Raw genomic sequence first — 21,997 nt, 5'->3', positions numbered from 1 at the left:
GGGCTGTTGGCGCTGCAGTCGCCGGATTCAGATCAGAACCTTGCCGTGGCGCACGAAGTTCGGCTGCACCACGCGCACGGGATACCACTTGCCGCGGATTTCCACTTCCGCGCGTTCCCCGGTGGCGGCTGGAACCCGCGCCAGGGCGATCGATTTGCCAAGGGTAGGCGAAAAACTGCCACTGGTGATCTCGCCATCGCCGACGCCGCCGACGCGAACCACCTGATGCGCGCGCAACACGCCGCGCTCTTCGAGCACCAGGCCTACCAGCTTCTGAGATTCGCCGTGGCGGCGCTCGCTTTCCAGCGCCGCACGTCCGACGAAGTCACGCTCGCTCGGCTCCCAGGCGATGGTCCAGCCCATGTTGGCCGCCAGCGGCGAGACGTTCTCGTCCATGTCCTGGCCATAGAGATTGAGCCCGGCCTCCAGGCGCAGCGTGTCGCGCGCGCCCAGCCCGATCGGGGCGATGCCCGCGCCGACCAGCTCGCAGAAGAAGTCCGAGGCCTCGGCAGCGGGCAGGATGATCTCCAGGCCGTCTTCGCCGGTGTAGCCGGTGCGCCCGATGAACCAGTCGCCCTCGGCGAGTCCCTGGAAGGGCTTGAGTTCGTGGATCAGCGCCGCGCGCGGCTGGCTGACCAGCTCGGCGACCTTGGCGCGCGCCTGCGGCCCCTGGATGGCGAGCATGGCCACGTCCGGCCGCTCCTGCACGCTGACCTCGAAGCCTTCGGCCTGGGCCTGCATCCAGGCCAGGTCCTTGTCGCGGGTGCTGGCGTTGACCACCACGCGGTAGCCATCCTCGACGAGGTAGACGATGAGGTCGTCGACCACGCCGCCCCGCTCGTTGAGCATGCCGCTGTAGAGCGCCTTGCCCAGGGTGGTGAGGCGGGCGACGTCATTGGCCAGCAGGCGCTGCAGATATGCCTTGGCATCGCGCCCGGCGACGTCGACCACCGTCATGTGGGAAACGTCGAAAACGCCGCATTCGCGCCGCACCTGGTGGTGTTCTTCGACCTGGGAGCCGTAATGCAGCGGCATGTCCCAGCCGCCGAAATCGACCATCTTGGCACCGAGAGCCAGGTGCTGTTCGTAGAGGGGAGTACGCTGACCCATGGGTTTTCTCCTTCCGGGCAGGACACTGGAGCCGCACCGACTCGGTGCTCGGACCCGCTCCGGGAGGGCGGGCTGCTTCGAATGGCGCGCATTGTAGCGGCAAGGTCGGGGAAGGTCACGGCATGCCGACCGAGGGGGTGGCGCTCAGCCGATGCGCCTGGCCGAGCGACGGATCAGCAGGATCACCGGCAGCAGCCCCACCAGCACGAGGGTCAGCGCCGGCAGGGAGGCACGCGCCCATTCACCCTCGCTGGTCATCTCGAAAATCCGCACCGCCAGCGTGTCCCAGCCGAACGGACGCATCAGCAGGGTGGCCGGCATTTCCTTGAGCACGTCGACGAACACCAGCAATGCCGCGCTCAGCGCACCGGGCACCAGCAGCGGCAGGTAGATCCGCAGGAACAGCGCCGGCCCGCCCACCCCGAGACTGCGCGAGGCCTGCGGCAGGGACGGCCGGATGCGCGCCAGGCTGCTCTCCAGCGGGCCGAAGGCCACCGCCATGAAGCGGATCAGGTAGGCCAGGAGCAAGGCGCCGAGGCTGCCCAGCAGGATCGGCTTGCCAGCGCCGCCGAGCCAACCGGACAGCGGCACCACCAGTTCGCGGTCCAGGTAGCTGAAGGCGAGCATGATCGAGACCGCCAGCACCGAGCCCGGCAGCGCGTACCCCAGGTTCGCCAGCCCGACCGCGCCGCGCACCGCGCGTACCGGCGCCTGACGGCGGGCGAAGGCGAGCAGCAAGGCCACCGCCACGGTGATCAGCGCGGCCAGTGTCCCCAGCGAGAGGCTGCGCACGATCAGGCCGACGTAACGCTCGTCGAGGTCGAAGCGACCGCGTTGCCAGAGCCAGGCCAGCAGCTGCAGCACGGGAATCACGAAGGCACAGGCGAACACCAGGCCACACCAGAAGGTCGCGGCGAACGCCTTCACCCCGCGCAGCCGATAGAGCGCCCCGGCGCGGGCGCGCTCGCTGGCCGGGCGCGCCGCGCCGCGCGCACGGCGCTCGCCATAGAGCACCAGCATCACCGCCAGCAGCAGCAGGCTGGCGAGCTGGGCGGCGCTGCCGAGGCTGAAGAAGCCGTACCAGGTCTTGTAGATGGCGGTGGTGAAGGTGTCGAAGTTGAACACCGAGACCGCGCCGAAGTCGGCTAGGGTTTCCATCAGCGCCAGCGCCAGCCCGGCGCCGATCGCAGGCCGGGCCATCGGCAGCGCGACGCGCCAGAACGCCTGCCAAGGCGACTGCCCGAGCACCCGCGCGGCCTCCATCAGCCCCCGGCCCTGGGCCAGGAAGGCCGAACGGGCGAGCAGGTACACGTAGGGGTAGAAGACCAGCACCAGCACCAGGATCACCCCGCCGGTGGAGCGCACCCGCGGGAAGCGAATGCCGCTGCCGAACCATTCCCGGGCCAGGGTCTGCACCGGGCCGGAGAAGTCCAGCAGGCCGATGAAGACGAACGCCAGGACGTAGGCCGGGACGGCGAAAGGCAGCATCAGCGCCCAGTCCAGCCAGCGCCGCCCGGGAAACTCGCACAGCGCGGTCAGCCAGGCGAGGCTGACGCCCAGCAGCGTCACCCCGAACCCCACCCCCAGTACCAGCGTCAGGGTGTTGCCCAGCAAACGGGGCATCTGGGTGGACCACAGGTGCGACCAGATTTCCAGATCCACCTCGTGCCAGCTGAAGGCGAGGATGCTCAGCGGCAGCAGCACCAGCGACGCGACGGCGAAGGTGATCGGATACCAGCGGCGCTGCACGGGAAAGGACAAGAAAAAGCTCCTGGCGGATACAAGACGCCCCGGGCTCAGCCGGGGCGCGAGAGTATAACGGCGGTCTGCCGGTACCGGTTGGGCGTCAGTTCCAGCCCACCCGGTCCATCATGCGGATGGCCTCGGCCTGACGCTTGCCGGCCACCTCCACCGCGATGGTGTCGGCCTTGAAGCTGCCCCAGGCGGCGACCTCGTCGGACGGCGCCACTTTCGGATTGGCCGGAAACTCCTGGTTGACGCCGGCGAACAGGCTCTGGGCCTCGTCGCTGGTCATCCACTCCACCAGCTTCTGTGCGGCTTCCGGATGCGGGGCGTGCTGAGTCAGGCCGATGCCGGAGAGGTTCACGTGCACGCCACGGTCGCCCTGGTTCGGCCAGAACAGCCTGGCTTTCAGCCCCGGGTTCTGCTTGTGCAGGCGCCCATAGTAGTAAGTGTTGACGATACCGACGTCGCACTGCCCGGCGTCGACGGCCTGGATCACCGAGTTGTCGTCGGCGAAGACGTCGGTCGCCAGGTTGTTCACCCAGCCCTTGAGGATCTGCTCGGTCTTCTCGGCGCCGTGGGTTTCGATCAGGGTGGCGGTCAGCGACTGGTTGTAGACCTTCTTGCTGGTGCGCAGGCACAGGCGGCCTTCCCAGTTCTGGTCGGCGAGCGCCTCGTAGGTGGACAGCTCGCCTTCGCTGACCCGCTCGGGCGAATAGACGATGGTCCGGGCACGCAGTGACAGGCCGGTCCAGGCGCCGCTGGAAGCGCGGTACTGCGGGGGAATGTTCTGCTCGATGATGTCCGACTTCATCGGCTTGAGAATGCCCATCTGCTCGGCCTGCCAGAGGTTGCCGGCATCGACGGTGAGCAGCAGGTCGGCCGGCGTGTTGGCGCCTTCGGCCTTGATCCGCGCCATCAGCGGCGCTTCCTTGTCGGTGATGAACTTGACCGTGACCCCGGTCTTGGCGGTGTAGGCGTCGAATACCGGCTTGATCAGCTCATCGATGCGCGATGAATAGACCACCACTTCGTCGGCGGCCTGGCTGATTCCGGCCAGGCCGGTCAAGGCCATGATGGCCAGTAGTCCTTTGCGTGCGCGCATGATCCTGCCTCGTTGCGTCGTTTTTCAAGAGGCCAGATAGTAGTGAATCTTATTTAGCTTCTCAACGCGAACGTCCCGGACAGCGGTTACAAGCCGTATCCGGGGCGCTCAGGCACGCGCCAGTTCGGGCAGATCGCCGGACAAGCCCAGCGCCTGGCGAACGAACATCGCCTTGGCGCCCGGCAGCGTTTCCACCAGCTTCAGGCCACTGTTGCGCAGCCAGCGCAGCGGCAACGGGTCGGCCTGGAACAGCCGCTCGAAGCCCTCCATCGCCGCCATCATCGACAGGTTGTGCGGCATGCGCCGCCGCTCGAAACGGCTGAGCACCCGCAGATCGCCCGGCTGTTCGCCGCGGCGCAGCGCCGCCTGCAGCACCTCGGCCAGGACCGCGGCGTCCAGCAGGCCCAGGTTGACGCCCTGCCCCGCCAGCGGATGGATGGTGTGCGCGGCATCGCCGATCAGGGCCAGCCCCTGCTGCACGTAGCGCTTGGCATGGCGCTGGCGCAACGGGATGCACAGGCGCGGATCGGCGTGTTCCACTTCGCCCAAACGCGTCTCGAAGGCGCGCCCGAGCGCCTGGCAGAAGGCCGCGTCGTCCAGCGCCATGAGCCGTTCGGCCTCGCGCTCGGGCACCGACCAGACGATCGAGCACCCGTGCGTGTCGCCGTCCCGGGTCAGCGGCAGGAAGGCCAGCGGGCCGTCGTCGGTGAAGCGCTGCCAGGCGGTCAGGCGATGGGACTCTCGGCACCGCACGCTGGTGACGATGGCGTGGTGCAGGTAATCCCACTCGCGGGTTTCGCAGCCACTCAGGCGTCGGACCGCGGAATTGGCGCCATCGGCGGCCACCAGCAGCGGCGTGCGGATCTGTTGGCCGTCCTCCAGGGTCAGCAGCCATTCGTCGCCGGAACGACGCAGCTGCTCGAGGCGCGCATCGGCGAGCAGCCGGACGCGGCCCCGCTCGCGCAGGCGCTCGACCAGCGCATCCTGGACCACGCGGTTCTCGACGATGTGGCCCAGCACCGGGGCATGCACGGATGCGGCGCAAAAATGGACCTGCCCGGTCCCCGAGCCGTCCCAGACCTGCATGTCGGTGTAGGGACTGGCGCGCCGGGCGGCGATCCCGGACCAGGCCCCGACACGCTCGAGGATTCGCTGGCTCGCCGCCGAAAGCGCGCTGACGCGGGGCTCGAAGGGCGCCTGGGCGTCGAAGGGCGACACCTCGAGAGGGCCGCCGTCGACCACCACGATATCCAGGCCGGTGCCTTCGAGCGCCAGCGCCAGCGTGCTGCCGACCATGCCGGCACCGACGATGATCAGGTCCGCGTGCATCCTGTTTCCTCCGCTTGCCGTCGCTGCGGCGTGAGTGTGCGAGCGCATGCGCCCCTCATCGGCTGGCGAAACCCATCGCCTGCCGGGCGAACCAGTGCTTGGCGGCGGGCAGCAGATCGAGCCCGACCAGGCCGAGGTTGCGCCCGATGATCGACAACGGCGCGCTGTCGCCGAACAGGCGCGTCACCTGGTCGGAAAACCCGACGGTCAGTTTCTGATCCAGGCGCTGCCGTTGCAGATAGCCCTGGAGGGTGGCCAGGTCGCCCAGCGCGGCGGGGCTTTCCAGCAGCGCCGTGCCCAGCACATCGGCATCACGCAGGGACAGGTTGTAGCCCTGCCCGGCGATCGGATGCAGGCTGTGCGCCGCGTTGCCGAGCACCACCAGTCCGGCGCGCACCTGCTCGGCCGCCTCGACGAGCGAGAGCGGGTAGAGATGGCGGGCGCCGACCTGGGCGAAAGCACCGAGCCGGTAGCCGAAGGCCTCCTGCAGCTCGGCCAGGAAGGCCGCTTCGCCGAGCGCCGCCAGCCGCGCCGCATCCGCCTCGGGACGCGTCCACACCAGTGCGCAGCGCTTTTCCTGAAGGGGCAGCAGCGCCATCGGCCCGTCGTCGGTGAAACGTTCGAAGGCCTGGCCGCCGTGGGGCTTGCCCGGCGTCACGTTGGCGATCAGCGCGGTCTGCCCGTAGGGCGTACGGCGCACCTCGATCCCCAGCTGCTCGCGCAGGCCGGAGCGGCCGCCATCGGCCAGCACGGTCAGGGCGCAGTCGAAGGACTGGCCATCGGTCAGGGTCAGGCGGTAGCCGCCTTCGACCGCCTGCAGGCGATCGACCTCGGCGGGGCAGCGGCGCGTCACGACCTCATCGTCCAGCGCCTGCCACAGGCAGTGGCCGATCCAGGCGTTCTCGACGACGTAGCCCAGCGCCGGGACCCGCTCCTCCTGCGCGCTCAGGCGGGCCGCGCCGAAGCGCCCCCGGTCGGAGACGTGAATGTCGAGGATCGCTTCGGCGCGCGCGGCGATGGCGTCCCACACGCCGAGTCGGTCGTAGATCAACCGGGTGCCGTAGGACAGCGCGGTGGAACGGGCGTCGTAGCTCGGCTGGTATTCCTCGCCGGGGGCGAACGGCTCGATCAGCTCGATGCGCCAGCCCCGTGCCCGTGCGCCCTGCTGCAGGGCCAACGCCAGGCTGGCACCGACCAGCCCGCCACCGATGATCGCCAGGCGCCCGTTCATTCAGGCGACCTGTTCGCGGGAGGCGGCCATCAACGCCTCGATCTCGGCGATTTCCTTGGGTACGCCGCCGGTGAGAATCTCGCAGCCGTCGCGGGTGACCACCACGTCGTCCTCGATGCGCACGCCGATACCCCGCCACTTCCTGGCGACCTTTTCGTTGTCGGCGGCGATGTAAATCCCGGGCTCGACGGTCATGCACATTCCCGGCTCGAGCACCCGCCATTCGCCGCCGACCTTGTAGTCGCCCACGTCATGCACGTCCATGCCCAGCCAGTGGCCGGCGCGGTGCATGTAGAACGCCTTGTAGGCCTCGGCCGCGATCAGCTCGTCCACCTCGCCTTCGAGCAGCCCCAGCCTGACCAACCCGGCGGTGATGACCCGGACCGTCGCCTCGTGGGCCTCGTTCCAGTGCTTGCCCGGCGCGATGTGCTTGAAGGCTTCCAGGTTGGCGTCCAGCACGATCTGGTAGATCGCCTTCTGTTCGGCGGAGAACCGGCCATTGACCGGAAAGGTGCGGGTGATGTCGCTGGCGTAGCAGTCGATCTCGCAACCGGCGTCGATCAGCACCACGTCGCCGTCCTTGAGCGGCGCGTCGTTTTCCCGGTAATGCAGGATGCAGGCGTTGCGCCCGGCCGCGACGATCGAGCCGTATGCCGGCATCCTCGCCCCGCCCTTGCGGAATTCGTAATCCAGCTCGGCCTCCAGGTGGTATTCGAACAGCCCGGGACGACTGGCCTGCATCGCGCGGACATGGGCCTGCGCGGAGATCTCGGCCGCGGCGCGCATCACCTTCACCTCGTTGGCCGACTTGTACAGGCGCATGTCGTGCAGCAGGTGGTCGAGGGCGACGAACTCGCTCGGCGGCTGGGCGCCGAGGCGCGCCTTGGAGCGGATGGTGTTTATCCACTCCATCAGCTGGTGATCGAATTCGGGGTTGCTGCCGATCGCGTAGTAGACCCGCGAGCGCCCTTCGATCAGCCCCGGCAGGATGTCGTCGATATCGCCGATGGGAAAGGCGTCGTCCGCGCCGTATTCCCGGATCGCGCCGTCCTGGCCCGCGCGCAGGCCGTCCCAGAGCTCGCGCTCGGGGTCCCGCTCGCGGCAGAACAGCACGTACTCGCCATGCTCGCGGCCGGGGATCAGCGCGATCACCGCTTCGGGCTCGGGAAAGCCGGACAGGTACTGGAAGTCGCTGTCCTGGCGGTAGACGTGCTCGACATCCCGGTTGCGCAGATGCACCGGCGCGGCCGGAAGGATGGCGATGCTGTTGGGCTCCATCTGATCCATCAGGGCTTTGCGGCGGCGGGCGAATTCCGATTTCGGGATGCGGGTCATGGGCGAACTTCTCGTTAATGCAGGGAAGGTTTGGACACCGGAGCGACCGGCTTGGCGCACTCGGTGAACAATAGCAGGGGCGCCACGCGCAGATATTCCATCACTTCCATGTAATCGTTCTCGCCGTCTTCGGACTCCTCCAGCCCGCCCTGCACCTGGGCGATGGCCGCCAGGTCCTGCAGCACCTCGGTGGCTTCGGCGCCCAGCGCGCGGTCGCCCAGGGTCAGGCCGAAACCGGCCAGGAAGCCCTGGCACCACTGACCGAGGGCGGCGGTGCGCTCGGCCAGCGGCGCCTCGTCGCTCGGCAGCAGCAGGACGAGGGCGATGTCCTCGCCGGCCAGTTCGCCCTTGACCATTTCCTGCAGGCCCAGGAGGGCCTGGCGGACCGGGTCCTCGGGCTCGCCGCCGAGCAGCTCGGCGGCGTAGGACAGCCAGGCGTCGGCCTCGAAGCCGGCGCCGGCGCAGCTGCGGCCCAGCAGGTGACCGTGCAGTTCGGCGGGAGAAACGGGTTGAGCGCTGCCGGCCAGCAGTGCGGAGAAGGCAGCGTAGGGGGAATTCGGGATCGACATGGTGGCTAGGCGCATAGGAGCGCAATGACTAGAATGAAGGCCTCGTATCCTAGCACCGGGGTGCGAGCCAAGACCAACGCGCGGGCGCCGCCTCCTGCGGCCCATCTCCCATCCGTCGCCACGTAGAGATCCCATGGAAGACGCCGATCTGCATCTGCTAACCGCCAAGCTGGAGCTGCTGATCCAGCGCATCGAACAGCTCACGGCGCAGAACAAGACCCTGCGCGCGAGCGAGCAGGCGTGGCGCGAAGAGCGCGCTCATCTGATTGAAAAGAACGAAATGGCGCGGTTGAAGGTCGAATCGATGATTTCACGCCTGAAAGCCCTGGAGCAGGACTCATGAGCCAGCCGAACACCGTCAACGTGCGTATTCTCGACAAGGAATACTGCATCGCCTGTCCACCCGAAGAGCGCAGCAAGCTCGAAGGTGCCGCCCGCTACCTCGACGGCAAGATGCGCGACATCCGCAACAGCGGAAAAGTCATAGGCGCCGACCGGATCGCGGTGATGGCCGCCCTGAACATCACCCACGAGCTGCTCGACAAGCAGAAGAGCCTCGACGAGGAGGCCGGCAACACCCGCGAGCACGTACGCTCGCTGCTCGAGCGGGTCGACAATGCCCTGGCCACTGATCCGAACGGCACGGGTAACTGATGGATGGTGCCCGGATTGGGTTATACTGCCGGCAACTCCCTGGCATGTGCGCCAGTCGGCGATGACCCTCTCCCGATACGCAAAACCATGGAGGCTGCACGTTTGACCGGTGTGCATGTCCGCCCGACGGAAAGCCTGATGGTCTTCGGCAGTCGCCACCTTGAACTTTCGGGTTCAAGGGCCTACGCCGGCAGCGGCATGCTGGGGAGCCTTTCTTGACCGTCGCAGCCGAGAGCCTTTCCAGGCCCGCACTGCGTCGTCACCTGCGCCAGCTACGGCGCGATCTCAGTCCCGCCCAGCAACGCCAGGCCTCCCTACGACTCTACCGCCAGCTGGCACAGCATCCGCTGTTTCGCCGGGCACGCCACATTGCCCTGTACCTGCCCAACGACGGCGAGATCGATCCGCGTCCGCTGCTGCGCGAAGCACAGCGCCGTGGCAAGGCGACCTACCTGCCGGTACTCGATCCCTGGCCGCGTACGCGCATGGTGTTTCAGCGCATCGCCCCGGGCGAGCGGCTGCGCTGCAACCGCTTCCGCATCCTCGAGCCCCATCGAGCCCCGGCCAGGCAACGCCCGCTGTGGACACTCGATCTGGTGATGATGCCCCTGGTGGGCTTCGACGAACGTGGCGGCCGCCTGGGCATGGGCGGTGGCTTCTACGACCGCAGCCTGGCGTACCGGCGGCTGCGCAAAAATTGTCACAAACCGACTCTGCTGGGCCTGGCCCACGAGTGCCAGAAGGTGGATCGCCTGCCCCTGGCCAGCTGGGACGTGCCCATGACGGCGACGGTGACTGACCAGGGTTGGTACCGCGGTACCTGAGTGCGTCGCCGGAACGGCCGGCGACGGGCCTTCAGCGTGGCGTCTGGATTACCGGGGGCGCGTCACTCTGGCGCTCCCAAAGGCTCTGGGTGTAGCCCGTGGTGACCACACCGAGGCCAAAAATCACCACCAATACCCACAAAATATCTGGCTTGCGTCTCATAAGTTCGCCTCCCCCTGTCAGGCGAATATCCGTCGAAGCTTCTTTTCTGGTTCTGTGCCGGCGACGGTCGATTTCGAAAGCGAGGCATTTTCCGTGAAGGGTGGGCGTCCCGCAAACCGGTGCTGACACCAGTTGTCGGTTAACCTTGCCGTCATTCGGCTGCCTGCGGTAATTCACGGAGCAAACTTCATGCCCTATTGGTTGATGAAATCGGAACCTGACGAATTTTCCATCCAGCACCTGAAGGAAAAGGGCAACGCCCGCTGGGACGGCGTGCGCAACTACCAGGCGCGCAATTATTTGCGCGAGATGCGCGAGGGTGACCGCTTCTTCTTCTATCACTCTAGCTGCCCGGAGCCGGGCGTGGCGGGGATTGGCGAAATCCTTCGCGTCGCCTACCCCGACCCTGCCGCCCTCGACGACCAGAGCCCCTACTTCGACCCCAAGGCCAGCGCCGACAAGAATCCCTGGAGCGCGGTCGACGTACGCTTCGTCGAGGCCTTCGACATGGTGCTGCCGCTGGCGCGACTGAAGGCCGCGCCGGCCCTCGCGGACCTCGCACTGGTTCGCAAGGGCAGCCGCCTCTCGGTGATGCCGGTGTCGCCCGACGAATGGGACGCGATCCTGGCGCTACGCTGAACCGGGCGCGGCCAGTCGGTCATTGGATGATCAGGTTATTGAACAGCAGATCGTCCACCAGAGGCTGGCCGGTTTCCTGGCTCAGCACGTCCTGCACCTGCTTGAGCGCTTCCTGGCGCAGGGTCTCCTTGGCGTCCAGGCTCCCCAGGCTTTCGTCGGTCTGCTGCGAGAAGAGCATGACCAGCTGATTGCGGATGAGCGGCTCGTGATGCTTCACGCGGTTTTCCGCATCGATATTGGCGACCCGCAGGGCCACGTCGGCCTTGTAGTACTTCAGCCGCTCACCGCTGCCGTAGTTGCCGACCAGCGCAGGCGTCAGGGTGTAGTAGAGGGTCTTGTTGACCGTTGCTTCAGGCGCCGAGCTGGCCATGGCCTGGCAGCACAGCCCCAGCGTCAGGGCCAGCAGGGCAGCGAACGACTTCATCGGGCTTCTCCTCGAAAACGGCGATTCTGCCTGTCCCTGCGCACGGCGTCAGTACCGGGGCGCAGGCGGCGTCGATTGTTCCCGATGAATCGGCCAGCGGCGGCCTATCTTGAGCCGCCCTTCTTCAACCGACGTAGCTGAGCAGCATCTGGCCCGTGCGCTGGACGTCCACCGCCATCATCAGGCTCAGGGCGGTGATGATATAGATGGAGAAGAAGAACAGCTTGCGCGCCCACAGCCGATCGTCCATCGCCTGGTAACCGGTCCAGGCCAGGTACAGCCAGTAGGAACCCATCGCGGCCGCGACCACCAGATAGCTGACGCCCGCATAGCCCCAGAACGCGAGCATCAGCGTGGCGAGCAGGAACGCCAGGATATAAAGAAGGATATGCCGCTTGGCCACCGCGATGCCCCGCTCCACCGGCAACACGGGGATCGATGCCGCCAGGTAATCCTTGTAGCGAAAGATCGCGATCGCATAGGAGTGCGGCACCTGCCAGAGGCTGAAGATGACCAGCAACGTCAGCGCGGCCAGGTCGAACGAGCCGCTCGCCGCGCAGTAGCCGATCACCGGCGGCATGGCGCCGGAGATGCTGCCGACCAGCGTGCCATGCACCGACCTGCGCTTGAGGTACAGGCTGTAGAAGCCCACGTAGATGACGAAGCCGAGCACCGCGAACAGCGCGGACAGCGGGCTCGCCCCCCGATACAGCAGGGACACGCCGGCCAGCCCCAGCACCGTGGCGTAAGCCAGCACCACCCGGCCCGGCAGCAGCCCCTGCACCAGCACGCGGTTGCGGGTGCGCTCCATCATCACATCGATGTCGCGGTCGATGTAGTTGTTGAAAGCGCAGCCGGAAGCCACCACCAGGGCGGTGCCGACCAGCGTCACCAGCAGCAGCCAGAGGTCGACAGCCCCCCGCGCGGCGAGGAGGTACCCCCCCGCCACCGAGATCGCGTTGCCGAAGATGATCCCCGGCTTGGTGACCTGTAAGAAATGCCCCAGCGCATCGCGCGGCTTCATCATCAGTGCGCCAGCATGTAGTGGTGAACGCTGAACATGATCCACAGCGACAGGAACACCAGCAGAAAGATGATCAGCGCCGAGAAGCCCAGCGCCACCAGGTTCCAGCGCTGCTCCGAAGAGCCGTTCATGTGCAGGAAGAACACCAGGTGCACCAGCACCTGGGCTACCGCGAAGCCAACCACCAGCCAGAGCGTGGTGCTCTGGGAGAAGGTGGGGAACATCACCAGCGCAAAGGGTATGACGGTGAGGATGACCGACAGCACGAAGCCGAGGAGGTAGGAACCCGCGGTGCCGTGATCGGCGCCGGTGGCGTCCGTGAAGGTGTTGCTCATCGCAGAACTCCCATCAGGTAAACGACGGTAAACACGCAGATCCACACCACGTCGAGGAAGTGCCAGAACAGGCTCAGGCAACGCAGGCGGGTCTGGTTGGTCTCGGTCAGCCCCCTGGCGCGCACCTGGAACATCAGCACGGCCATCCACAGCAGCCCGCTGATCACGTGCAGCCCGTGGGTGCCGACCAGGGTGAAGAAGCCGGAGAGGAATGCGCTGCGGTTGGGGCCGTAGCCCTCGCTGATCAGCTTGTGGAACTCGTTGATCTCGAGCCCGATGAATGCCAGGCCCAGCAGGAAGGTGGCCCCCAGCCAGCCCAGCAGCTTCTGCTTGTCGCCCCGGTGCATCGCCAGCATGGCGAAGCCATAGGTGATGCTGGAAAACAGCAGGCAGAAGGTTTCCACCAGCACGTAGGGCAGCTCGAAGATCTCGGCGCCGGACGGGCCGCCCGCCACGCTGTCGACCAGGACCGCATAGGTCGCGAAGAGGGTCGCGAACAGGATGCAGTCGGTCATCAGGTAGATCCAGAAGCCGAACACCGTCACCGAGCCGACATGCTCCGGACCGTGCTCCTCGGCGGCGTGCTCTGTTGCATGAAGTACATGTTGCATATCGTCAAGCCTTCGCCAGTGATTCGAGTCGTGCGCTCTCGATCCGCGCCACCTCTTCGGCCGGCACGTAATAATCGATGTCGTCGTCGTTGCTGCGGATGATGAAAGCGACCACCGAGCCCACCAGGCCGGCGATGGCCATCCACCAGATGTGCCAGACCAGGGCGAAGCCGATCACCAGGCTGAAGCCGGCGAGGACCAGGCCTGCGCTGGTATTGCGCGGCATGTGGATCTTCTTGTAGTCGCTGCGTATGGCCGTGCTGACCCCGCGCTCCTTCATGCCCCAGTAGGCGTCCAGGTCGTCCACCTCGGGCTGTTCGGCGAAGTTGTAGAACGGCGGCGGCGAGGAGGTCGACCATTCCAGGGTGCGGCCATTCCAGGGGTCGCCCGTCACATCGCGCAGCGTCTCGCGGTTGCGGTAGCTCACCACGAGTTGCGCCGCCTGGGCGCAGACACCGATCAGGATCAGGGCCACGCCCACCAGTTCCAGCATCAGGAAAGGCCGCCACTCGGGCACGTCGAAACTGCTCAGGCGCCGGGTCATGCCCATGAAGCCCAGGAAATAGGACGGAACGAAGGCGAAGAAGAAGCCCACCAGCCAGCACCAGAAGGCAACCTGTCCGAGGCGGTTGTGCAGGCGGTAACCGAACGCTTTGGGGAACCAGTACGTCAGCCCCGCCAGGTAGCCGAACACCGCGCCGCCGATGATCACGTTATGGAAGTGCGCGATCAGGAACAGGCTGTTGTGCAGCAGGAAGTCGGCACCGGGTACGGCCAGCAGCACACCGGTCATGCCCCCGATGGTGAAGGTGATGATGAAGCCGATGGTCCACATGATCGGCGTCTCGAACACGATCCGCCCGCGGAACATGGTGAACAGCCAGGTGAAGATCTTCACCCCCGTCGGTACCGCGATGATCATCGTCATGATGCCGAAGAAGGCGTTGACGTTCGCCCCGGCGCCCATGGTGAAGAAGTGATGCACCCACACCACGAACGACAGCACCGTGATCGCGATGGTCGCCCACACCAGCGAGGCGTAGCCGAACAACCGCTTGCGGGCGAAGGTCGAGGTCACTTCGGAGAAGATGCCGAACGCCGGCAGGATCAGGATGTACACCTCAGGATGGCCCCAGGCCCAGATGAGGTTGACGTACATCATCGGGTTGCCGCCCAGCTCATTGGTGAAGAAATGCATGTCCAGGTAGCGATCCAGGGTCAGCAGGCCGAGGGTCGCGGTCAGGATCGGGAAGGCGGCGAGGATCAGGATCGCGGTGCAGAAGCAGGTCCAGGTGAAGATCGGCATCTTCATCAGGTCCATGCCCCTGGTGCGCATCTTGAGGATGGTCACGAAGAAGTTCAGGCCCGTCAGCAGCGTCCCGATACCCGATATCTGCAACGACCAGATGTAGTAGTCCATCCCCACGCCCGGGCTGTAGCCGAGCTCCGACAGCGGCGGATACGCCACCCAGCCGGTGCGGGCGAATTCGCCGACGCCGAGCGAGATGTTCACCAGCACCGCGCCGACCACGAACAGCCAGAAGCTCAGCGAGTTGAGGAAGGGGAACGCGACGTCGCGGGCACCGATCTGCAGCGGCACGACGATGTTCATCAGGCCGATCATGAAGGGCATGGCCATGAAGAAGATCATGATCACGCCGTGGGCGGTGAAGATCTGGTCGTAGTGTTCCGGCGGCAGGTAGCCGGCCGAACCGGCGGCGGCCATCGCCTGCTGGGTGCGCATCATGATCGCGTCGGAGAAGCCACGCAGCAGCATGATCAGCGCCACGACGATGTACATCACGCCGATCTTCTTGTGGTCCACCGAGGTCAGCCAGTCACGCCACAGCGGTCCCCAGCCCTTGGCACGGGTGATCAGGGCGAGAACGGCAACCCCGATGACCCCGACGACGGCCAGCGTGTACATGATGATGGGCTCGTGCCACGGGATGGCATCAAGGGTCAACTTACCGAACATGCTCAATTTCCTCTGCCTTCATTCGAATGCATCTGTGTCTGCCTCGGCTCAATGGCTATCCATGGTCATGTCGGGCATGTCATCCATCTTTCCGTGGGCGGGTGCGCCCCTGTTCATGCCCTCGTACTTGTCCACCACGTGCTGGAACAGGCCCGGCTGCACCGAAGCGAAATGCTGGACGGGATGCTCGATGCTGGGCTTGGCCAGCACCTCGTAGTCGGCCATCGAGGCCAGCCGTGCCGAGTCGCCACGCACCTGTGCGACCCAGGCCTGGAAGTCGGCGGGACTCATGGCCCGGGCGGCGAAACCCATCTTGGAAAAGCCTTCGCCGTTGTAGTTGGCGGCGAATCCGCGGTACTCGCCGATCTCGTTGGCGATCAGGTGCAGCTGCGTCTGCATGCCGGCCATCGCGTAGATCTGCCCGCCGAGCGCCGGGATGAAGAACGAAGTCATCGCCCCGTCCGAGGTGATGCGGAAGTTGATGGGCGTGTTGTCGGGAATCGCCAGCTCGTTGACCGATGCCACGCCGAGCTCCGGGTAGATGAACAGCCACTTCCAGTCCATGGCGATGACCTGGACGGTCACCGGCGGCACGTCCGACTCGAGCGGCTTGTAGGGGTCCAGGGCGTGGGTGCTTTTCCAGGTGAGGATGCCGAGGGCGATGATGATCAGCGCCGGAACGCCCCAGACCACGGCCTCGATGCGGACCGAATGCGCCCAATTGGGCTGGTAGTTCGCCTGGGTGTTGCTGGCGCGGTATTTCCAGGCGAACACGGCGGTCATGATGAATACCGGGATCACCACGATCAGCATCAGCAGCGTCGCGGCGATGATCAGGTTCCGCTCATCCAGCCCCACCTGCCCCTTGGGATTGAACAGGACCATGTCACACCCGCCGAGCAGCAGCATGGTCAGAAACGGCAGGACGCTCAGAAATCTCGGGTATCGCTTGTTGCTCATTCTCGGCCTCGAACTGTGTGCCTGAAGGCATCGACCATTGGCTGCCATTCAGTCCTTGGGAATCGATAGGTCGCAGGTGCCCGTACCTTCGAAGCGGCTCGAAGGCAGGCAGAGGAGCGCGAAGGCTCGTCTGTCGGCGCGGTGCGTTATTGCCGGATAACGGCGACTGGCGTTGCGCCAGCGGATCCGTGGCCCAAATTGTTGTGTTCTGGTGGGCGGAGGGGGCGGTGCAGGCGCATCCATGGCCGGTGCCATGAATCGCCCCATGGCAGGGACGGACAGCAGCGCGATGGCGAGCTAGCCAGCGGCTCTGGATCAACCAGAGCAACGCATCCGTGTCCTAGGTAACAAATCAAGTGTGAAGCAAAGTTTTAATTGTTTCAAGACAATACAAACTTTTGCAATTTGTGTCAGCGCCTCGACCCGCCCACACCAGGCAAGGCAGCGCTCGGACCGCACTTATGCGACGCCATCAGGGAGGGCCATGCTCGTTGCGCCCCGGCCTCGCGGACCTAGACTGCCTGCAACTGCGGCCCGACAACTCCAACAAGGACCCTCCCGATGAAAGCCATCCTGTGCAAAGCCTTCGGCCCCGCCGACACCCTGGTGCTGGAAGAGACCGCCAGCCCCGAGATCAAGAAGAACGAGATCCTGCTCGACGTGCACGCCGCCGGGGTCAACTTTCCAGACACGCTGATCATCGAGGGCAAGTACCAGTTCAAGCCGCCGTTTCCCTTCTCCCCCGGCGGCGAGGCGGCCGGCGTGGTGGCGGCGGTGGGCGAGAAGGTCACCCACCTGAAGGTCGGCGACCGGGTGATGGGCCTGACCGGCTGGAGCGCGTTCGCCGAGCAGACCGCGGTCCCGGCCTACAACGTCCTGCCCATTCCTGACAGCATGGATTTCGAAACGGCCGCGGCCTTCAGCATGACCTACGGCACGTCCATGCACGCGCTGCGTCAGCGCGGCAACCTGCAGCCGGGCGAGACCCTGCTGGTACTCGGCGCCTCGGGCGGCGTGGGGCTGGCGGCGGTGGAAATCGGCAAGGCGATGGGCGCCCGGGTGATCGCGGCGGCCTCGACGACCGAGAAGCTCGAAGTGGCGCGCAAGGCCGGCGCCGACGAGCTGATCAACTACAGCGAAGGCGGTATCAAGGACCGGCTCAAGGAGCTGACCGGCGGCCAGGGCGTCGACGTGATCTACGATCCGGTCGGCGGCTCGCTGTTCGAGGAGGCATTCCGCAGCATCGCCTGGAACGGCCGCATGCTGGTGGTCGGCTTCGCCGCCGGGGACGGCATTCCTGCGCTGCCGGCCAACCTGCCGCTGCTCAAGGGCGCATCCCTGGTCGGCGTGTTCTGGGGCGCCTTCGCCCAGCGCCAGCCCCAGGACAACGCCGCCAACTTCCAGCAGCTGTTCGCCTGGCATGCCGAGGGCAAGCTCAAGCCGCTGGTGTCCCAGACCTTCCCGCTGGCGCAAGCCTCCGAGGCGATCGATACCCTGGCCCAGCGCCGCGCCGTCGGTAAGGTCGTGGTCAAGGTTCGCTGAGACGAGACCTCGGGCGCCAGAACGACGAAGGGCCCGCCATCAGGCGAGCCCTTCGTATCCGGCGCGTGATGCCGCAGACGCGGCGCGGCCTCAGTGCTGAGCGGTGCTCGGCGCCTGGCCCGCCTGCTGCATGCGGGCCATTTCCTGCGCGTAGAGCGCATCGAAGTTCACCGGGGAAAGCATCAGCGCCGGGAACGAGCCGCGGGTGACCAGGTTGTCCAGGGCTTCGCGGGCATAAGGGAACAGGATGTTCGGGCAGAACGCACCGAGGGTGTGGCTCATGGACGGCGCATCCAGCCCCTTGATCAGGAAGATGCCGGCCTGCTGCACTTCGGCGATGAACGCCACTTCTTCGTTGGTCTTGACCGTGACCGACAGGGTCAGCACCACTTCGTGGAAGTCGCCTTCGAGCGCCTTCTGCTTGGTGTTCAGATCCAAAGCGACGCTCGGATTCCACTCCTGGCGGAAGATTTCCGGGCTCTTGGGCGCCTCGAACGACAGATCGCGGACGTAGATGCGCTGCAGGGAGAACTGCGCGCCTTGCTCGCCGTTCTGGGAAGCGGCGCCGTTGGTTTCTTGTTCAGCCATTTTCGAAGCCTTCTCGTTGTGCGTTTGATAAGGGTTGTCGGCGACCGTCCGCTGCGGCCCGAGCCGTCAGGATGCGAGCAGCGGGTCGAGACGGCCGGCGCGATCGAGGGCGAAAAGATCGTCGCAACCACCGATGTGCTGCTCGCCGATCCAGATCTGCGGCACCGACGTGCGCCCCGCCTTGCGAGCCATCTCGGCGCGCAGGTCGGACCGGCCGTCGACCGGGATTTCCTCATAGTCGACGCCCTTCTTGTCCAGCAGGCTCTTGGCCCGCAGACAGTAGGGGCACCAGGCGGTGGTGTAGATCACGACATGGGACATATCACTTGACCAGGGGAAGGTTGTCGCCGCGCCAGCTGGAAATCCCTCCGCCCAGCTTGGCGGCCGTGTGGCCTGCCTTCTGCAACTCCCGACAAACCGTACCGGCGTGCTGGCCGAGGGCGTCGACGACGATCAGCGTCTTGCCCTTGTACTTTTCCAGCTCCGCCATTCGGCTGACCAGTTTGTCGTGCGGAATGTTCAACGCGTCGACGATATGGCCGGCGGCGAACTCCTTCTTCGCCCGCACGTCCAACACCACGCCTTCACCACTGTTGACCAGGGCGGTCAGCTCGCGATTGCTCAGGCTCTTGCCGCCCTTGCGAGTCTCGGTGATGACCAGAAGGATCAGCAGCACGACGAACAGGCTGCTCAATACATAGTGGTTGGAGACAAATTCAATCAGGTTAGCGACCATCAATAGGGTACCCGGGGGATAAAATGCGGGCCAGTATACACAGCCCCCCCAGCCGGCTGAACCCTGATACTCGTGACCCTGGCCCGGCCCGCCAGTAGACTGGCCGCCCTTTCAAGTCCCCGCGCAAGGAGCCCGAACATGCCTGCTGCACCCAAACCCCTGGTACTCGTCATCCTCGACGGCTTCGGGCATAGCGAAAGCCCCGAGTTCAACGCCATCCATGCGGCCAACACACCGGTCTACGACCGCCTGCTGAGCACCCAGCCGCACGGGCTCATTTCCGGCAGCGGCATGGATGTGGGCTTGCCCGACGGGCAGATGGGCAACTCCGAGGTGGGCCACATGAACCTCGGCGCCGGCCGCGTGGTGTACCAGGACTTCACCCGGGTGACCAAATCCATCCGCGACGGCGACTTCTTCGAGAACCCGACCCTCTGCGCCGCGGTGGACAAGGCGGTCGGCGCCGGCAAGGCCGTACACATTCTCGGCCTGCTGTCCGACGGCGGTGTGCACAGCCATCAGGACCACCTGGTCGCCATGGCCGAGCTGGCCGCCAAGCGCGGCGCCGAGAAGATCTACCTGCACGCCTTCCTCGACGGCCGCGACACGCCGCCCAAGAGCGCCCAGGGCTCCATCGAACTGATGCAGGCCACCTTCGGCCGCCTCGGCAAGGGCAAGGTGGCCAGCCTGATCGGCCGCTACTTCGCGATGGACCGCGACAACCGCTGGGACCGCGTGCAGCAGGCCTTCGAGCTGATCGTCGACGGCAAGGCCGAGTACCACGCCGACTACGCGGTGGACGGCCTGATCGCCGCCTACGAGCGCGGCGAGAGCGACGAGTTCGTCAAGGCCACCACCATCGGCGAGCCGGTGAAGGTCGAGGACGGCGATGCCGTGGTGTTCATGAACTTCCGCGCCGACCGCGCCCGCGAGCTGTCCCGCGCCTTCGTCGAGGACGACTTCGACGGCTTCGCCCGTGCCCGCCGCCCGCAGCTGGCCGGTTTCGTCATGCTCACCCAGTATTCGGCCAGCATCCCGGCGCCCAGCGCCTTCGCCCAGGAGTCGCTGAGCAACGTGCTAGGCGAGTACCTGGCCAAGAACGGCAAGACCCAGCTGCGTATCGCCGAAACCGAGAAGTACGCCCATGTCACCTTCTTCTTTTCCGGCGGGCGCGAGGAACCCTTCGAAGGCGAGGAGCGCATCCTGATCCCGTCGCCCAAGGTCGCGACCTACGACATGCAGCCGGAAATGAGCGCCCCGGAGGTGACCGACCGGATCGTCGACGCCATCGAGAACCAGCGCTATGACGTCATCGTGGTCAACTACGCCAACGGCGACATGGTCGGCCACACCGGCGTATTCGAGGCGGCGGTCAAGGCGGTCGAATGCCTGGATCATTGCGTCGGCCGGATCGTCGCGGCCCTGGACAAGGTCGGCGGCGAGGCGCTGATCACGGCCGACCACGGCAACGTCGAGCAGATGGAAGATGCCATGACCGGCCAGGCGCACACGGCGCATACCTGCGAGCCGGTGCCCTTCATCTATGTCGGCAAGCGCAGCCTGAAGATCCGCGAAGGCGGCGTGCTCGCCGATGTGGCGCCCACCATGCTGACCCTCCTGGGCCTGCCGCAGCCAGCCGAAATGACCGGCCGCAGCATCGTCGAACTCGACTGAAGCGGCCAGCGGCGGGGCTGACGCCCGCCGCTCATCGGGCCGCGCGGCGCCGTTCACAACGCCGCGCGGCTTTTATTCGGCGTGCAGCCTCAGGCTGCATTTTTTAGGCATACTAGCCCGGTCTCGTACCCTGGTATCGCGCCACTCATGCTCCGCCTTCTCCCTCCCCTGTTACTCGCGCTCGTCGTTGGCACCGCCGTGGCGGACGATCGCGCCGCCGCCCGTGCGCAGATCGAGGCCGCCCGCAAGGATGTCGCCGAGCTGCAGAAACTGCTCAAGCAGATCGAGCAGGAGAAGAGCAGCGTGCAGAAGCAGCTGCAGACCACCGAAAAGGAAATGGGCACGCTGGAAAGGCAGGTCGACACCCTGCAGCAGGAGATCGACCGCAGCCAGTCGGAGCTGCAGCGCCTGGAGGAGGAGAAGACCACCCTCGAAGGCGCCCGGATCGAACAGCAGCGGTTGATTGGCATCCAGGCCCGGGCCGCGTACCAGAGCGGCCGGCAGGAATACCTCAAGCTGCTGCTCAACCAGCAGAATCCGGAAAAATTCAGCCGCACGCTGACCTATTACGACTACCTGAACAAGGCCCGCTTCGAACAGCTCGACGCCTTCAACGAAACCCTGCGCCAGCTGGCCAACGTCGAGGCCGGCATCGCCGCCGAGCAGAGCCGCCTGGCCGACCAGCGCAACGGCCTGCAGGCGCGCCGCAGCGAGCTTGCCGAGGTGCGCAAGGAGCGCCAGCAGGTGCTGGCCAAGCTCAACCAGGACCAGTCCAGCCGCGGCCGGGCGCTCAAGGCCAGGCAGCAGGAGCAGGCCGAGTTCGAAGGGGTGCTCAGAACCATCGAACAGACCCTCGCCCGCCAGGCGCGCGAGGCCGAAGAAGCCCGCCAGCGGGCCCTCGCCGAGGCGCGCGAAGCCCAGGAGCGCCAGCGCCAGGCCAACGCCGCCGCGCCGGCCGCCGCGCCCGGTACCGCACCGCAGCAGATCGTTTCCAGCGCCGGCGCCAGTTACGGCGGCCCGTTCGACAAGGCCAAGGGCAAGCTGCCGTGGCCGGTCGACGGCCAATTGATCGCGCGCTACGGCACTCCGCGCGGCGGCGACGCTCGAACCAAGTGGGACGGTGTCCTGATCGGCGCCAGCGCCGGCACCCAGGTACGCGCCGTGCACGGCGGCCGGGTGGTGTTCGCCGACTGGCTGCGCGGTGCCGGGTTGCTGGTGATCCTCGACCATGGCAACGGCTACCTGAGCCTGTACGGCCACAACCAGAGCCTGCTGCGCGACGCCGGCGACATCGTCAAGGCGGGAGACCCCATCGCCACGGTAGGCACCAGTGGCGGGCAGGAAGCTGCCGCATTGTATTTCGCCATTCGCCAACAGGGTCGTCCAAGCGACCCGGCGCAATGGTGCCGCGCGCAAGGATAAG

The 21,997-nt window shown here is 66.2% G+C and carries 23 protein-coding genes and 1 other RNA gene; 8 read left to right on the top strand and 16 right to left on the bottom strand.

Annotation, left to right across the window (positions count from 1 at the left end; all coding sequences use genetic code 11):
• Nucleotides 1-27: 27 nt before the first annotated feature.
• The 7 genes from gcvT to DN824_RS01985 all read right to left on the bottom strand — a co-directional run bounded on the left by gcvT (nucleotide 28) and on the right by DN824_RS01985 (nucleotide 8,422).
• On the bottom strand, nucleotides 28-1,110 hold the full coding sequence (gcvT, locus tag DN824_RS02015; protein WP_138406720.1) for a glycine cleavage system aminomethyltransferase GcvT: 1,083 nt from the start codon (nucleotides 1,108-1,110) through the stop codon (nucleotides 28-30).
• A gap of 144 nt (nucleotides 1,111-1,254) precedes the next feature.
• A complete protein-coding gene (locus DN824_RS02010) occupies nucleotides 1,255-2,871 on the bottom strand; it encodes an ABC transporter permease (protein ID WP_138406719.1) in 1,617 nt (538 codons plus the stop codon).
• A gap of 85 nt (nucleotides 2,872-2,956) precedes the next feature.
• Complete coding sequence (locus tag DN824_RS02005) at nucleotides 2,957-3,958, bottom strand: extracellular solute-binding protein (RefSeq protein ID WP_138406718.1); 1,002 nt, start codon at nucleotides 3,956-3,958, stop codon at nucleotides 2,957-2,959.
• 108 nt (nucleotides 3,959-4,066) lie between these two features.
• Nucleotides 4,067-5,287, bottom strand: coding sequence for a 2-octaprenyl-3-methyl-6-methoxy-1,4-benzoquinol hydroxylase (locus tag DN824_RS02000; protein WP_138406717.1), 1,221 nt, complete (start codon nucleotides 5,285-5,287; stop codon nucleotides 4,067-4,069).
• Nucleotides 5,288-5,342: 55 nt separating this feature from the next.
• Complete coding sequence (gene ubiH, locus DN824_RS01995; protein ID WP_138406716.1) at nucleotides 5,343-6,518, bottom strand: 2-octaprenyl-6-methoxyphenyl hydroxylase; 1,176 nt, start codon at nucleotides 6,516-6,518, stop codon at nucleotides 5,343-5,345.
• Nucleotides 6,519-7,853, bottom strand: coding sequence for a Xaa-Pro aminopeptidase (gene pepP, locus DN824_RS01990; RefSeq protein WP_138406715.1), 1,335 nt, complete (start codon nucleotides 7,851-7,853; stop codon nucleotides 6,519-6,521).
• Nucleotides 7,854-7,867: 14 nt separating this feature from the next.
• Nucleotides 7,868-8,422: a YecA/YgfB family protein gene (locus DN824_RS01985; RefSeq protein WP_138406714.1), complete on the bottom strand. Its 555-nt coding sequence runs from the start codon at nucleotides 8,420-8,422 to the stop codon at nucleotides 7,868-7,870.
• A gap of 133 nt (nucleotides 8,423-8,555) precedes the next feature.
• On the opposite strand from DN824_RS01985, the gene DN824_RS01980 reads away from it, so the two are divergent.
• From DN824_RS01980 to DN824_RS01960, 5 genes are all read left to right on the top strand, one after another.
• Nucleotides 8,556-8,765 carry a TIGR02449 family protein gene (locus DN824_RS01980; RefSeq protein ID WP_138406713.1) on the top strand — a complete coding sequence of 70 codons (210 nt, stop codon included), beginning with the start codon at nucleotides 8,556-8,558 and terminating at the stop codon, nucleotides 8,763-8,765.
• Complete coding sequence (locus DN824_RS01975; protein WP_138406712.1) at nucleotides 8,762-9,076, top strand: cell division protein ZapA; 315 nt, start codon at nucleotides 8,762-8,764, stop codon at nucleotides 9,074-9,076. The genes DN824_RS01980 and DN824_RS01975 overlap by 4 nt, the downstream gene beginning before the upstream one ends.
• 33 nt (nucleotides 9,077-9,109) lie before the next feature.
• Nucleotides 9,110-9,288, top strand: a non-coding RNA gene (gene ssrS, locus DN824_RS01970) — 6S RNA.
• 3 nt (nucleotides 9,289-9,291) lie between these two features.
• The gene (locus tag DN824_RS01965; protein WP_138406711.1) at nucleotides 9,292-9,900 is read left to right on the top strand and encodes a 5-formyltetrahydrofolate cyclo-ligase; all 609 of its coding nucleotides are present in this window, start codon (nucleotides 9,292-9,294) and stop codon (nucleotides 9,898-9,900) included.
• Nucleotides 9,901-10,252: 352 nt separating this feature from the next.
• Nucleotides 10,253-10,702 (top strand): EVE domain-containing protein, encoded by a 450-nt coding sequence (locus tag DN824_RS01960; RefSeq protein WP_138406710.1) that lies wholly within the window; start codon nucleotides 10,253-10,255, stop codon nucleotides 10,700-10,702.
• 19 nt (nucleotides 10,703-10,721) lie between these two features.
• On the opposite strand, the gene DN824_RS01955 is transcribed toward DN824_RS01960, so the two are convergent.
• From DN824_RS01955 to cyoA, 6 genes are all read right to left on the bottom strand, one after another.
• A complete protein-coding gene (locus tag DN824_RS01955) occupies nucleotides 10,722-11,126 on the bottom strand; it encodes a flagellar basal body-associated protein FliL (RefSeq protein WP_138406709.1) in 405 nt (134 codons plus the stop codon).
• Nucleotides 11,127-11,250: 124 nt separating this feature from the next.
• Complete coding sequence (cyoE, locus tag DN824_RS01950) at nucleotides 11,251-12,150, bottom strand: heme o synthase (RefSeq protein WP_138406762.1); 900 nt, start codon at nucleotides 12,148-12,150, stop codon at nucleotides 11,251-11,253.
• 2 nt (nucleotides 12,151-12,152) lie between these two features.
• Nucleotides 12,153-12,485 (bottom strand): cytochrome o ubiquinol oxidase subunit IV, encoded by a 333-nt coding sequence (cyoD, locus tag DN824_RS01945; RefSeq protein WP_138406708.1) that lies wholly within the window; start codon nucleotides 12,483-12,485, stop codon nucleotides 12,153-12,155.
• Complete coding sequence (gene cyoC / locus DN824_RS01940; RefSeq protein ID WP_138406707.1) at nucleotides 12,482-13,096, bottom strand: cytochrome o ubiquinol oxidase subunit III; 615 nt, start codon at nucleotides 13,094-13,096, stop codon at nucleotides 12,482-12,484. The genes cyoD and cyoC overlap by 4 nt, the downstream gene beginning before the upstream one ends.
• Before the next feature lie 4 nt (nucleotides 13,097-13,100).
• On the bottom strand, nucleotides 13,101-15,074 hold the full coding sequence (gene cyoB, locus DN824_RS01935; RefSeq protein ID WP_138406706.1) for a cytochrome o ubiquinol oxidase subunit I: 1,974 nt from the start codon (nucleotides 15,072-15,074) through the stop codon (nucleotides 13,101-13,103).
• Nucleotides 15,075-15,122: 48 nt separating this feature from the next.
• The gene (gene cyoA / locus DN824_RS01930; protein WP_138406705.1) at nucleotides 15,123-16,034 is read right to left on the bottom strand and encodes a ubiquinol oxidase subunit II; all 912 of its coding nucleotides are present in this window, start codon (nucleotides 16,032-16,034) and stop codon (nucleotides 15,123-15,125) included.
• A 561-nt stretch (nucleotides 16,035-16,595) separates the two neighbouring features.
• Between cyoA and DN824_RS01925 the strand changes: the two genes are divergently transcribed.
• Nucleotides 16,596-17,576 carry an NADPH:quinone oxidoreductase family protein gene (locus tag DN824_RS01925; RefSeq protein WP_138406704.1) on the top strand — a complete coding sequence of 327 codons (981 nt, stop codon included), beginning with the start codon at nucleotides 16,596-16,598 and terminating at the stop codon, nucleotides 17,574-17,576.
• Between the two features lie 90 nt (nucleotides 17,577-17,666).
• On the opposite strand, the gene secB is transcribed toward DN824_RS01925, so the two are convergent.
• The 3 genes from secB to DN824_RS01910 all read right to left on the bottom strand — a co-directional run bounded on the left by secB (nucleotide 17,667) and on the right by DN824_RS01910 (nucleotide 18,900).
• A complete protein-coding gene (gene secB / locus DN824_RS01920; protein ID WP_138406703.1) occupies nucleotides 17,667-18,164 on the bottom strand; it encodes a protein-export chaperone SecB in 498 nt (165 codons plus the stop codon).
• Between the two features lie 66 nt (nucleotides 18,165-18,230).
• Nucleotides 18,231-18,485: a glutaredoxin 3 gene (grxC, locus tag DN824_RS01915; protein ID WP_138406702.1), complete on the bottom strand. Its 255-nt coding sequence runs from the start codon at nucleotides 18,483-18,485 to the stop codon at nucleotides 18,231-18,233.
• 1 nt (nucleotide 18,486) lies between these two features.
• Nucleotides 18,487-18,900 (bottom strand): rhodanese-like domain-containing protein, encoded by a 414-nt coding sequence (locus DN824_RS01910; protein ID WP_138406701.1) that lies wholly within the window; start codon nucleotides 18,898-18,900, stop codon nucleotides 18,487-18,489.
• 138 nt (nucleotides 18,901-19,038) lie between these two features.
• On the opposite strand from DN824_RS01910, the gene gpmI reads away from it, so the two are divergent.
• Together gpmI and DN824_RS01900 are read left to right on the top strand one after the other, a co-directional pair.
• Complete coding sequence (gpmI, locus tag DN824_RS01905) at nucleotides 19,039-20,574, top strand: 2,3-bisphosphoglycerate-independent phosphoglycerate mutase (RefSeq protein WP_138406700.1); 1,536 nt, start codon at nucleotides 19,039-19,041, stop codon at nucleotides 20,572-20,574.
• A gap of 147 nt (nucleotides 20,575-20,721) precedes the next feature.
• Nucleotides 20,722-21,996 (top strand): murein hydrolase activator EnvC family protein, encoded by a 1,275-nt coding sequence (locus DN824_RS01900; RefSeq protein ID WP_138406699.1) that lies wholly within the window; start codon nucleotides 20,722-20,724, stop codon nucleotides 21,994-21,996.
• Nucleotide 21,997 lies beyond the last annotated feature (1 nt).

The organism is Stutzerimonas nosocomialis, from assembly GCF_005876855.1.
Taxonomy (GTDB): domain Bacteria; phylum Pseudomonadota; class Gammaproteobacteria; order Pseudomonadales; family Pseudomonadaceae; genus Stutzerimonas; species Stutzerimonas nosocomialis.
The sequence above is the reverse complement of the archived record's forward strand: the minus strand, read 5'-3'. Positions and strand labels throughout refer to the sequence as shown.